This window comes from Lactococcus lactis (genome assembly GCF_029023865.1).
Classification (GTDB): Bacteria; Bacillota; Bacilli; order Lactobacillales; family Streptococcaceae; genus Lactococcus; species Lactococcus lactis.
Window position 1 is genome coordinate 918,387 of record NZ_CP118969.1, and the last position, 12,993, is coordinate 931,379.

8 protein-coding genes and 2 pseudogenes are annotated in these 12,993 nt (G+C 36.6%); 8 read left to right on the forward strand and 2 right to left on the reverse strand.

Features of this window, described 5'->3' with window-relative positions:
* From PYW37_RS04710 to PYW37_RS04730, 5 genes and pseudogenes are all read left to right on the forward strand, one after another.
* Window positions 1-1,005, forward strand: coding sequence for an aldose epimerase family protein (locus PYW37_RS04710; protein ID WP_023188760.1), 1,005 nt, complete (start codon window positions 1-3; stop codon window positions 1,003-1,005).
* 61 nt (window positions 1,006-1,066) lie between these two features.
* Window positions 1,067-2,550, forward strand: a pseudogene (locus PYW37_RS04715) (MFS transporter).
* A 24-nt stretch (window positions 2,551-2,574) separates the two neighbouring features.
* A complete protein-coding gene (locus PYW37_RS04720) occupies window positions 2,575-4,254 on the forward strand; it encodes a glycoside hydrolase family 43 protein (protein ID WP_025016701.1) in 1,680 nt (559 codons plus the stop codon).
* Between the two features lie 58 nt (window positions 4,255-4,312).
* Window positions 4,313-4,915 carry a sugar O-acetyltransferase gene (locus tag PYW37_RS04725; protein ID WP_021723019.1) on the forward strand — a complete coding sequence of 201 codons (603 nt, stop codon included), beginning with the start codon at window positions 4,313-4,315 and terminating at the stop codon, window positions 4,913-4,915.
* A gap of 169 nt (window positions 4,916-5,084) precedes the next feature.
* Window positions 5,085-6,461 (forward strand): sugar porter family MFS transporter, encoded by a 1,377-nt coding sequence (locus tag PYW37_RS04730; protein WP_044009698.1) that lies wholly within the window; start codon window positions 5,085-5,087, stop codon window positions 6,459-6,461.
* A 57-nt stretch (window positions 6,462-6,518) separates the two neighbouring features.
* Here the strand turns inward: PYW37_RS04730 and PYW37_RS04735 are convergent, their stop codons facing one another.
* The gene (locus PYW37_RS04735; RefSeq protein ID WP_044009697.1) at window positions 6,519-7,604 is read right to left on the reverse strand and encodes a GntR family transcriptional regulator; all 1,086 of its coding nucleotides are present in this window, start codon (window positions 7,602-7,604) and stop codon (window positions 6,519-6,521) included.
* 185 nt (window positions 7,605-7,789) lie between these two features.
* Window positions 7,790-9,157 (reverse strand): sugar porter family MFS transporter, encoded by a 1,368-nt coding sequence (locus tag PYW37_RS04740; protein WP_025016702.1) that lies wholly within the window; start codon window positions 9,155-9,157, stop codon window positions 7,790-7,792.
* A gap of 80 nt (window positions 9,158-9,237) precedes the next feature.
* Here PYW37_RS04740 and PYW37_RS04745 point away from each other — a divergent pair.
* From PYW37_RS04745 to araA, 3 genes and pseudogenes are all read left to right on the forward strand, one after another.
* Window positions 9,238-10,879: pseudogene (locus PYW37_RS04745) on the forward strand (xylulokinase).
* Window positions 10,836-11,537, forward strand: a complete 702-nt coding sequence (locus PYW37_RS04750) for an L-ribulose-5-phosphate 4-epimerase (RefSeq protein WP_023188767.1) — start codon at window positions 10,836-10,838, stop codon at window positions 11,535-11,537. The pseudogene PYW37_RS04745 and the gene PYW37_RS04750 overlap by 44 nt, the downstream one beginning before the upstream one ends.
* Before the next feature lie 30 nt (window positions 11,538-11,567).
* Window positions 11,568-12,992, forward strand: a complete 1,425-nt coding sequence (gene araA / locus PYW37_RS04755) for an L-arabinose isomerase (RefSeq protein WP_023188768.1) — start codon at window positions 11,568-11,570, stop codon at window positions 12,990-12,992.
* Window position 12,993 lies beyond the last annotated feature (1 nt).

Sequence of the window (12,993 nt, forward strand, 5' to 3'; positions counted from 1 at the left end):
ATGACATTTACCATTTCCAAAGAATCTTTGCCTTTTAGAGCTGACAAATCAATTAGTCAGATTACATTATCAAATGAACGACTCACCATCGTTGTCCATGATTATGGAGCAAGAGTCCATCAACTCCTCACTCCTGACAAAAATGGAACATTTGAAAATATTCTTTTATCCAAAAACAATTCCGAAACCTATGCAAATGATGGAGGATATTATGGTGTAATTTGCGGTCCAGTTGCCGGGCGTATTTCAGGTGCTACTTATGATTCTGTCAGTTTAGAGGCAAATGAAGGAAAAAATAATTTACATTCAGGAAGCCATGGCTGGGAAAGACAATTTTGGTCTTATGAAACTTTTGAAACAGCATCATCTCTTGGCATTAAACTAAGTTTAAGAGATGAGGAGTCCAGTTTTCCAGGTCAAATCCAAGCAGAAGTCACTTATAAATTAACTGACAATAAGTTAGAAGTGACAATATCAGGTCTGTCAGTAACTGACACAGTCTTTAATCCGGCTTGGCATCCTTATTTTAATCTGTCAGCAGAATTATCAACGACTCATGAGCATTTCATTCAAGCAAATGTTGACTTTCTAGTTGAAACCAATCAAGAGAATATACCAACTGGTCGTCTTCTAACTGTTGACGACAGTTCTTATTCAATTAAAGAAAGCGTTTCAATCAAAAAGCTTTTAAAAGATAATCCCGAAGGACTAGATGATTGCTTTGTTTTTAATCCCAAAGGAGATAAAAGTTTAATGCTTTATGACCCTTTATCTGGTCGGAAACTAGTAGCTCAAACTGATAGACAAGCGGTCGTGATTTACACAGCCACAAATCCAGAAATAGAGTCAATGATTAATGGCAGACCAATGTCCAAAAATCGCGGAATTGCTATTGAATTTCAAGAAATACCTGACCTTGTTCATCATCCTGAATGGGGAACGATTGAGCTTAAAGCAGGTCAAAAAAAGACTTTTATAACAGAATATCTATTTACAACGAATTAAAATTTACTGACAGACTCATCAGTAAATCAGTAAAAATAATTTTAATAAAATAATAGGAGGAATGTATTCGAAAATGAGTAATGAAATCAAACAAGTTCAACATGATGAATATCATGAATTAACGCTTGGAGAACGTATTGGTTATGGAATGGGGGATTTTGCACAAAACCTTGTCTTTGGGACTGTTGGTGGCTTTTTAGCACTTTATATGACGACAGTCAATGCGATTGGTACTGCAACAGCCGGTTTTATTTTTCTGTTTGTCCGAATTATTAATGTATTTTGGGACCCAATGGTTGGGACTTTTATTGATAAAAGAACATCAAAAGCAGGAAAATATCGTCCTTGGCTTTTAAGAGCAGGTATTCCTCTAGTGATTTTAGCTGCCTTACTTTTTGCACCTCTACCAGGTGTTAAAGGGTCTGTTCCCTTTGCTTTTATCGTTTATTTTGCCTTAGACTTAGTATATTCAGTTGTTAATATTCCTTATGGTTCACTTAATGCATCATTAACTCGTAATCCGGAATCCGTTGATAAGCTGACAAGTACACGGATGATGTTGGCAAATGGAGCCAATCTCCTAGTCTATACCCTCTTTCCAATGTTTGTCCAAATGGCAGCACCGAAAGGAAGAAGTCTTAAAGATACTGGATTATTTGGCCTTAAACTTCATATGGGGAATTATACTGACCCTTCAGTGGGACATGCTTGGTTTGGAGTTTACTCAGTTTATATGATTATTGGTGCAATAGCTTTATTCCTATGTTATAAATTGACCAAAGAACGTGTGGTTGCAACAGCAGAACAATCGGCAGAAGTTAAAACAACTGACCTCTTCCTTGAATTAAAGAACAATCGTCCACTTGTGATTCTAGGGATTTTCTTCATGTTAGCTTTTACTTTCATGTTTTTATGAATACTGTAAATGGTTTCTTTAATCAATTTGTTGTTGGACATTCAGAATGGATGGGAGCCATTGGCCTCATTGCTTCAATTCCAGGAATTGTTTTCCCAATCTTTTGGCCTCGTTTAAAGAAAATTTTCGGTAAAAAAGGTTTCTTTCATCTTTTTATCGGAATGTTCATTGTTGGAGAAATTTTGACATATATTTGGTCCCTTAATGGAATGCATGATGCCCTCTGGTTAGCTTATGTTGCAACCTTTATTAAACAATGGGGCTTAACTTCAGCAACAGGATTCATGTGGGCATTAGTTCCTGAAGTTGTCGCTTATGGAGAACTCAAATCGGGTAAAAGAAATGCTGCGATTATTAACGCAATCATGGGACTTTTCTTCAAAATTGGTTTTACATTAGGTGGAGCGATTCCACTTTGGTTCTTAGCAGCTTATGGTTTCAATGAGACAGCAGCACATCAACATGCTAATGCCTTAGCTGGTATAAATCTCACAGCAATTTGGATTCCAGCCGTTCTTGCTCTTGTATCAATGATTATTATGCAACTCTATCCAATTTCTGATAAGGATGTAGCAGAGATTAATCAACAGCTTGATGAAAAACGTGCTCAACTTAAGGAAGCGGAATAATTTATATTAAAAGGAGACAAAATCATGTCACTTATTCAAAACCCAATTCTTACCGGCTTTAATGCAGACCCAAGCATTATTCGCGTAGAAGATACTTATTACATCGCGAACTCCACTTTTGAATGGTTCCCCGGTGTTCGTTTACATGAATCAAAAGATTTAGAACATTGGAACCTACTTCCAAGTCCATTGTCAACAATCACTTTGTTGGATATGAGAGGAAACTCAGCTTCAGGTGGGATCTGGGCCCCTGATTTATCTTATGCGGATGGTAAATTTTGGCTTGTTTATACAGATGTTAAGGTTGTCAATGGTGCTTTCAAAGATATGACCAATTATTTAACAACAGCTACAGACATCAAAGGACCATGGACAGACCCAATCAAGCTCAATGGTCTTGGCTTTGACGCTTCACTTTTCCATGATAAAGACGGACGGAAATACTTAGTTCAACAAACATGGGATCATCGTGAATACAAGCATCCATTTGACGGAATCACATTGACTGAGTTTGATGTGACAACAATGAAACTACAACCTAAAACAGCTAAAACGATTTACAATGGTACAAATGTTAAATTGGTTGAAGGTCCACACCTCTACCAAATTAATGATTATTATTATCTTTTTGCGGCTCAAGGTGGAACAGTCTTTACACACCAAGAAGTCGTGGCTCGCTCTAAAACATTGGATACTTTATCTTTTGAAACTGAACCCGGCGATCCATTTATTACAAACTTCGATACTCCTGATAATTATATTCAAAAGCAAGGACACGGAGGTCTTGTATCTACACCCAAAGGTGAGTGGTATTATGCTTCCTTATGCGCTCGACCATGGAATCATAAAAATGAATCAAGCACAGACCCTCGTGGCTGGAGCTCTTTAGGTCGTGAAACTTCTATCCAAAAAGTGGAATGGGACGAAGAAGGTTGGCCACGTATTGTTGGTGGTCATGGTGGGACAACTTTTGTTGAAGTACCAAAAGATGCAATTCAAACTAATGCACCTGCTGACCACAGTCAAAAAGACGATTTTGCAAGTTCTACTTTGGATATTAACTGGAATACATTGCGTGTCCCATTTACTGAGAAAATGGGTTCAGTTGGAAATGGCAAGTTAACATTAATTGGTCAGGGCTCTTTGGCAAATAATTTTGATTTATCTTTGATTGCTAGACGTTGGCAAGCTTTCTATTTTGACGCAGAAGTCAAAGTAAAATTTGACCCATTTTCTTACCAACAAATGGCTGGATTAACCAACTATTACAATGACCGTCATTGGTCCTTCGCTTTTATCACATGGAATGAAATCAATGGAGCTGTCATTGAAGTTGCTGAAAATAACAGAGGAAACTATACTTCTTATTTAAAAGATAATGCCATTAAAATTCCTGACAGAACTGAATATGTTTGGTTCCGCACTAAAGTCCGTAAAGAATCATATTCTTATGAATATAGTTTTGACGGCAAAAAATTCATAGAAATTCCTGTAGTCTTAGATGCGGCTGTCCTTTCAGATGATTATGTTTTACAAACTTATGGCGGATTCTTCACTGGAGCATTTGTTGGGCTTGCTGCCGTTGATTATTCTGGATATGATAGAGTTGCAGAATTTTATAACTTTGACTATAAAGAATTAGGAGACAAGGTCTTACCAGACGGTTCTTATACTTGGAAAGCAAGTGAATCAAGATTTGATTAGTCTACAATCCCTTACCTACATATTTGTAGTAAGGGATTTTTAGTAAAGGAAAAAGTCGATGAGAATGTTAGATGAAGCAGAAAAATTACGTTTAGCAAAGCTATCTATTTTTGATAAAATAAATAATGGTGATTGGTACCAATATAGCAAAGAAGTAGAACTACAAAAAATAGTCAAAAATTCTAGTCAAAAAATTTCTGAAATTAATGATAAGGCAAAAGAAAATATTGATGAAGCAAGAAAACTCTTGGAGGATTTTCTTCCAAATTTACCTCAAAGTTCAGAAATATATTTTCCAATAATTGCTTTGGAATATCCCAATCGTTTTAAAGTCGGAGAAAATACTTTTATTAATAGTGGACTTCAGATTATTAGTGCGGGTAAGGTTAAGATTGGGAAAAACTGTTTTATTGGACCAAATTGTCAATTATTTACACCTAATCATCATGCCAGGGATGTGTTTTTAAGACGTGAAGGCTGGCAATATGATGGGCCAATAGTAATTGGTAATGATTGTTGGCTTGGCGGTTCAGTGATTCTTTTGCCTGGAGTTTCTTTAGGAGATGATGTTGTCGTTGGTGCTGGCTCTGTGGTGACCAAATCATTTCCTAGCCACTGCATAATTGCTGGAAATCCGGCACGCTTAATAAAAAATGAATAAACTAATTAAAACTGCTCTTACATAAGAGTAGTTTTTAGCTTTATTATGAGCAACATTTCCATTTTAAAATATCAAGGATTACAAGAAAGTAAGTGTGGAAAGCGGTATCATTTGTGGGTAGTAAAAAAAGGCAAGAAGACTTGCAAATAAAAATTAAGGAGTTACTATCATGAGAAAACTTTCTCCCACTTTCATCTATTTTTTTGGTGCTTTAGGTGGCTTATTATTTGGATATGACACAGGCGTCATATCGGGAGCGCTACTTTTTATTGAAAAAGAGAGCTGGCAGGTGAGTTCTTGGGCTTGGATGGAAGGATGGATTACAGCGGCAGTCTTAATGGGAGCTGTAATTGGCGCGGTCGTGATTGGACCAATGAGTGACCGTTTTGGTCGGAAACGTTTGTTACTTTTGTCAGCGGTCATCTTTTTTGTTGGAGCTTTAGGTTCAGGGCTTTCAAATAGCGCTGAGTTACTAATTATTTCTCGGGTTATTCTCGGGATGGCTGTTGGGTCAGCTTCAGCTTTGGTGCCGACTTATTTATCAGAACTTTCACCCGCTAAAATTCGTGGTGGAGTTTCAACTATGTTTCAATTGATGATTATGACTGGGATTTTATTAGCCTATATCTCAAACTATGCTTTAAAAGGAGTTTCAGGAAATTGGCATTGGATGCTTGGTTTGGCCACTGTTCCAGCAGCCCTTCTTTTCATCGGTGGACTCTTTTTGCCAGAATCTCCAAGATTTCTTGTTCGTCATGATAATGAAGCAGGGGCCCGTGAAATATTAGGGATGATAAATGATGATCCAAACTCGATTGAAGCAGAAATTTCTGATATTCAATTGATGGCTAAGGAAGAAAAACAAGGTGGCTTACAAGAATTATTTGGTCAAATGTCACGTCCAGTTTTAATTATGGCAATTGGTCTGGCAATTTTTCAACAGGTTATGGGCTGTAATACAGTATTATACTTTGTACCATCAATTTTTGTTGCGGTAGGATTTGGGGCAAGCGCAGCTTTACTTGCTCATATTGGGATTGGTATTTTCAATGTTATTGTAACTTATATTGCTATGAGAGTAATGGATAAAGTTAATCGTCGGTGGATGCTTAATTTTGGTGCTTGGGGAATGGGAATTTCTCTAGTATTGATGTCAGTAGGGATGATTTTAGCAGAAAATGCTCATATTGGCTTTGGTAAATATTTAGCAGTTATCGCTTTAACGGTATATATTGCCTTCTTCTCAGCAACATGGGGACCAGTAATGTGGGTGATGATTGGTGAATCTTTCCCACTTAAAATCCGTGGCTTAGGAAATTCATTTGGTGCTGCTGTCAACTGGGCTGCTAACTGGGTGGTGTCATTAACATTCTTACCATTATTATCATTTTTTGGAACAGGTAAAATTTTCCTGATTTATGCGGCTTGTTGTTTCCTCTCAATTTGGTTTACTAGTAAAAAAGTTATTGAAACAAGAGGCAAAACACTCGAACAAATCGAAGCAGAATTACTGCATCGTGTGCATCATTTAGAAGAAGAGGGATAAAAGATTTAAAAGAACTCCTTGCATAAGAGGCGAGGAGTTCTTTTATATAACTTGGTATCAATCTTCAGTTTTTAGTTTTTTTACAGAATTTCTACGAATTAATTTTGGTGGGTAAAGAATATCTTTCTCAAATTTCCCATTTTTTATGGTATTAACAATCCATTTTGCAGCGTCTATTCCCATTTTTTCTTTAGTATGGACAGTTGTTGTTAAACTAACTTCTCCCATTTGACTTAGGGTAGAGTCATCGTTTCCAACAATTGAAAAATCATCAGGAATTTTATAGCCAAGACTAGAAAGTTTTCCAATTAGCGTTTTAGCAATCTTATCATTGTAACAAACAATTCCACTGATGTCGGTAAATTCTTTTAAGTGAGAAATTATTTTGTCATAGATTGACACTTCGTTTTCAGTAGTATAAGTAATAATGGAATTTGAAGAAAGTTTAATTTCTTTTTCTTCGCATGCCTTTATAAAACCTTTCATGCGGTATTTACCTTGTAAGTCGTCAATTTTAGTTATTAATAAGAGGCGTTGGTGATTATTATCAATAAGTTCCTTTGTTGCTAAATAGCCAGTTTCAACATCATCAACATGGATCGATGGAGTACTTAGTTCTTCATAAGTTGCATTAATCATAACGATTGGAATATTATGTTCTCGTAAAGTGACATAGGTTGCCAGATTAGGGTTATATTGATTACTTTTTGTTGGCTCAACGATTAATCCATCTACACCAAATTCAATCATTCTATCCAAGCACTCTTTCTCTTGAAGATAATCATTATTAGTGCTCGAAAGAAGAAGAGAATAGCCATCAGCTTTCAGTTCTTTTTCAATTCCCCGGATAATTGTTGGGAAGATATAATCAGAGATGTAAGTTGTTATTACGCCAATTGTTTTTTTGGGAGATATTTCACTAGTTGAAGTTGGGGGTTCATTGACATAGGTTCCAGAACCTTTTTCTTTGCGGAGATATCCTTCACTTACTAATACCGATACCGCTTGTCTTACGGTATATCGACTAGCATGATATGCTTCTTGCAATTGCAACTCTGTTGGAATGACTCCACCAACGACATATTCAGTAGAAATAATCTTATCTCGAAGTGAGTCAGCAATTACTTGGTATTTTGGTTTCATGGAAAGATCCCCTTTCTTACTTATTTTTTAGCGATATTTAAAGATTTTAACCTACTTCAAATATTTACTATTGTAATATATTATATCATATAAGTTGTAGTGAAGTTGCATCAAGTTCAAAAAATCTATTGGTGTTAAAATTTGGCCTTTTTAAACCCAATTATTTTCATTTTCCATGTAGGAATTTAATTTTTTATATGTTTTTCAATTTCTTCAAGTGTACGGCCACGGGTTTCAGGGACGAAGAATTGGACAAAGAGCACTCCTAATAGACAAATTACACCAAATATAGCAAAAACAGCTTCTTGGCTCATTGATGCGGTCATAATTGGAAATAGAAGTCCAACGAGGAAGGAACCAATCCAGTTAAAGGATGAGGCTAATCCAGAGGCACGTCCTCGAATAGCTAAAGGGAATACCTCACCTACAAGCACCCAAGTTAATGGAGCCCAGGTACATGAATAAAGGGCGACGTAAATACACAAAAAGAAAACAATCATCATAGGACTCGAATTGGGTATGATGAAATTGATGATGGCTGGAAGAATAAAGGAGAGCCCCATGATACTTCCACCCAATCGGAGGAGAGTACGTCTATCAAAGCGATCAGCAATTACCAAGAAGAAAAGTGCACCAATCACGAGGATAATTCCCTGAATAATCGGCCACATCAATGCTTCACTAGCAGAGTGTCCTGTTGCTTTTTCTACAATCAGTGGAATGTAGTAGAAAATTGCATTAGCACCTTGAAATTGTTGAAAAGCAGCAACACCTAGGCCAGCTACTACTAAATACCTATAGCGACTTTTGAAGAGGGTTCCCCAGCTGGTAGAAGACAATGCAGCTGATTCTTGTTTAGCTGTATCTTGGATTGATTTTATTTCGTTTTCAATTTCGTCAGGTTTACGTATGAAGCTAAGAACTTGTTTAGCTTCATTTATTTTTCCAGATTTAATGAGGAATCGAGGGGACTCTGGCAAAGCTAATACCCCAAAGAAAAGAATTAATGCTGGAATTGCAGCAGCACCAAGCATAATACGCCAAGCAATATCCGTGGATAAATTTTTTAGAAAATAATCGGCGATATAAGATAAAAGCATACCAGAAACGATCATCACTTGATTAATACCTGACAGCCGTCCTCTAATATTAGCGGGTGACATTTCAGACATATATGATGGTACAAGGGCAGAAGCGGCTCCCACTGCTAGTCCCAATAAAATTCGGACAACGATTAAATAATATTGACCATCATGAGGGGAGATGGAAGAAAGTAACGAACCTACCATAAAAATTAGTGAGGAAATCAGAATCATTTTTCGTCGACCCAGACGATCGGACAAAAGTCCAGCTGCTGCACCACCAAAGATCGCGCCAAACATTACTGATGAAGTGATCCACCCTATAATTGTTGCATTGTTGGTTAAGCCCCAACTAGTTTGTAAAAAAGGGAGGGCTCCAGTCATAACTCCTATATCGTAACCGAATAGTATTCCGCCAAATGCCCCAAAAAAGTAGATAAAAGAAGCAGAAATTTTTTTATTAGTTTTCATGCTATTGAAAATCTCCTTATAAAATTATGTAATTATGTAAGCGCTACGCATTAGCGAATAATTAAGAAAAAGGAGAAAAAATGGTCTCTTTAAGAGCGGGAGAAATGTTAGATATTGTTGATGTCCGCACAAATTTGGGGATTGAGTTTGGGTCCACGCGAATAAAAGCGGTATTAATTGATTCCAAATTTCAGACAATTGCATCTGGAAGCTATGAATGGGAAAACAAGTTAGTTGATGGTTACTGGACTTATTCGACAGAAGAAGTATGGAAAGGGCTGCGAAGGAGCTATAGAGAACTAGCAACGGAAGTCTATAAAAAATATGGACTAATACTTGAAAAGGTTGCTTCGATTGGATTTAGCGCAATGATGCACGGCTATATGGCCTTTGATAAAACTGATAAACTTCTAATCCCTTTTAGAACTTGGAGAAATTCAACGACATCAGAAGCCTCAAGAATGTTGACAGAACTTTTTGATTTTAATATTCCTGAACGATGGACTATTGCTCATTACTATCAAGCGATACTAAATCGAGAAAAGCATATCAATCAAGTTGAATATTTAACAACTTTAGCTGGCTATGTCCATTGGCAATTGACAGGGGAAAAAGTTTTGGGAATTGGTGATGCTTCTGGAATGTTCCCGATTGACAGTGCAACAAAAACATATAATAAAAAATTTATTAATCTTTTTGAAAAAGAGACTTCAACGAGTTTAGAAAATATTTTTCCGAAAGTTTTACGAGCAGGTGAAAAAGCAGGTACATTAACAGAGCAAGGAGCATTTTTGATTGATCCTACCGGAGCTCTTAAAGCTGGAATTCCTCTTTGTCCGCCAGAAGGAGATGCAGGAACCGGGATGGTAGCGACAAATAGTATAGAAGTTCGCACGGGAAATGTTTCTGTTGGGACTTCAGCATTTGCGATGATTGTTCTTGAGAAGTCTCTTTCAAAGGTCTATCCTGAAATAGATATTGTGACCACTCCTGACGGAGAACTTGTTGGTATGGTTCATGCCAACAACTCTACTTCAGATATCAATGCCTGGATAAAGCTTTTTGAAGAATATACGACAAGTTTAGGAATTGCTGTTAATCGTGAGAAAATATTTTCAATACTTTTTAATAAAGCTTTGGAAGCGGATAATGATCTAGGAGGGCTATTAAGTTATGGTTATTTTTCTGGTGAAAATATAACAAAGGTAAGTGCAGGACGTCCTTTATTTGTTCGATTACCCGATGGTAATTTTAACTTAGCGAATTTTATGAGAACGCATATTTATAGCGCTTTTGGCGCAATGCGTATTGGTATGGATCTTCTAAAGCAGGAAAAAATCGAAATCAGCGGTTTAGTAGGACATGGAGGGATTTTCAAAACTCCAGAAGTTGGGCAGCAGATTTTAGCTGCTGCACTGCAAAAGCCTGTCACGGTTATGGAAACGGCAGGAGAAGGTGGTGCTTGGGGAATGGCTGTCTTGGGGCATTCAGTTCGAGTGAAAATAATAATTTAAATGAATTCTTAAAAGAAAAAGTTTTTGCAGCTGTTAAAAGTATTACAATAAATCCTAATCCTGAAGACGAAACAAGTTATAACTTGTTCATTAAACGTTATCGTGAAGGGCTTGATCTGGAGCGTCAAGCTGCTGAAAAAATAAATTAAATAGTAAGGAAAAAAATGTTAGAAGACTTAAAAGAAAAGGTATTAAAAGCAAATCTTGAACTTCCTGAACATCATCTTGTTGAATTTACTTGGGGAAATGCGAGTGCTTTTGATAAGGAAACAGGCTATTTTGTCATTAAGCCAAGTGGGGTAGATTATGGGAGCTTAAAAGCATCTGACATGGTAGTGGTTGATTTGGAAGGGAAAGTTATTGAAGGAGAATTAAACCCATCGTCAGATACTCCAACGCACGCCGTACTCTACAAAAAATATCCGGAATTAGGTGGTATTGTCCATACACATTCGAATTGGGCAACTGCATGGGCAGAGTCAGGTGTAGATGTTTCGGCTATGGGTACAACTCATGCGGATACCTTCTACGGTCCGGTTCCTTGTACTCGCTACTTGACAAAGGAGGAAATTGATAAAGGATACGAGTATGAAACTGGTAAACTTATTATTGAAACTTTTGAAGAAAGAGGGATTGATATCTTAGATATACCAGCTGTTTTACTCCATGGGCATGGTCCCTTTACATGGGGGGGGGATGTTGAAGCTGCTGTATATAATGCAGTAGTTTTAGAAAATGTTTGTAAGATGAATATTTTTGCTCGTCAAATTAACAGTTATGCAGCGGATTTACCTCAAAGAATTTTAGATAAGCATTACTTACGTAAACATGGTAAAGATGCTTATTATGGACAAAAAAATAAATAAATAAATAATATGAAGAAAGTTGGTAGAAAAATGTTAGAAAATACTCAAAAAGAATTTTGGTTTGTTACAGGGTCTCAATTTTTATATGGTCCAGAAGCTTTGGCGACTGTTGAAAAAAATGCTCGAAAAGTAGTTGACGAAATGAATTATTCTGGTAGCCTCCCTTATCCAATTATTTTTAAAATAGTTGCAACAACTGCTGAAAATATTACTCAAATTATGAAGGAAGCAAATTATCAGGATGAAGTTGCGGGCGTGATTACATGGATGCACACCTTTTCTCCAGCCAAAAACTGGATTCGTGGGACACAACTTTTAAATAAACCCTTACTACACTTAGCTACTCAATTTTTGAACCATATTCCTTACAAAACGATTGATTTTGATTATATGAATGTAAATCAATCAGCTCATGGTGACCGAGAATATGCTTTTATCAATGCACGTTTGAAAAAAAATAATAAGATTATATTTGGCCATTGGGAAGATGATGAAATTAGACAACAAATCGCTAAATGGATGAATGTTGCGGTGGCTTACAATGAATCCTATAAAATAAAAATCGTTACATTTGCTGATAAAATGCGAGATGTCGCTGTTACGGACGGAGATAAAGTTGAAGCGCAAATTAAATTTGGCTGGACGGTTGATTATTGGGGAGTAGGTGATTTAGTAGAATATGTTAATGCTGTAGCAGAGAGTGATATTAATCAGCTTTATAAAGATTTACAAAGTAAATATGATTATATTGAAGGAAACAATAGTCCGGAAAAATTCGAAAAAAATGTTAAATATCAATTACGTGAATATTTAGGAATTAAGAAATTTATGGACGATAAAGGCTATAGTGCCTTTACTACTAACTTTGAAGACTTGGTAGGCTTAGAACAATTACCTGGACTTGCAGCACAATTACTTTTGGCTGATGGTTATGGATTCGCTGGAGAAGGAGATTGGAAAACAGCAGCACTTGTCCGTCTGTTCAAAATTATGGCGCATAATAAAGAAACAGTCTTTATGGAAGATTATACTTTGGATTTGCGTCAAGGACACGAAGCAATTCTTGGGTCACACATGCTTGAAGTTGATCCTTCAATAGCATCAGACAAGCCACGAGTTGAGGTCCATCCGTTAGATATTGGTGGTAAGTCAGATCCAGCACGCTTAGTATTCACAGGTATGATTGGTGAAGCTGTTGATATTACTATGGCAGATTATGGAAATGAATTTAAGTTAATTTCTTATGAGGTTACTGGAAATAAACCAGAAGAAGAAACTCCGTTTTTACCAGTTGCTAAGCAGCTCTGGACGCCTAAACAAGGATTAAAAGTTGGGGCTGAACAATGGTTAAAAGCAGGAGGGGGACATCATACTGTTTTATCTTTTGTGGTTGATTCAGAACAAATTGGTGATTTGTGTGCAATGTTTGGACTAACTTATATTAATCTTGGATGAA

Excerpts from the sequence above, each read along its gene's own strand:
- PYW37_RS04710 (WP_023188760.1), top strand. The coding sequence starts at position 1 with ATGACATTTACCATTTCCAAAGAATCTTTGCCTTTTAGAGCTGACAAA.
- PYW37_RS04720 (WP_025016701.1), top strand. The coding sequence starts at position 2,575 with ATGTCACTTATTCAAAACCCAATTCTTACCGGCTTTAATGCAGACCCA.
- PYW37_RS04725 (WP_021723019.1), top strand. The coding sequence starts at position 4,313 with ATGAGAATGTTAGATGAAGCAGAAAAATTACGTTTAGCAAAGCTATCT.
- PYW37_RS04730 (WP_044009698.1), top strand. The coding sequence starts at position 5,085 with ATGAGAAAACTTTCTCCCACTTTCATCTATTTTTTTGGTGCTTTAGGT.
- PYW37_RS04735 (WP_044009697.1), bottom strand. The coding sequence starts at position 7,604 with ATGAAACCAAAATACCAAGTAATTGCTGACTCACTTCGAGATAAGATT.
- PYW37_RS04740 (WP_025016702.1), bottom strand. The coding sequence starts at position 9,157 with ATGAAAACTAATAAAAAAATTTCTGCTTCTTTTATCTACTTTTTTGGG.
- PYW37_RS04750 (WP_023188767.1), top strand. The coding sequence starts at position 10,836 with ATGTTAGAAGACTTAAAAGAAAAGGTATTAAAAGCAAATCTTGAACTT.
- araA (WP_023188768.1), top strand. The coding sequence starts at position 11,568 with ATGTTAGAAAATACTCAAAAAGAATTTTGGTTTGTTACAGGGTCTCAA.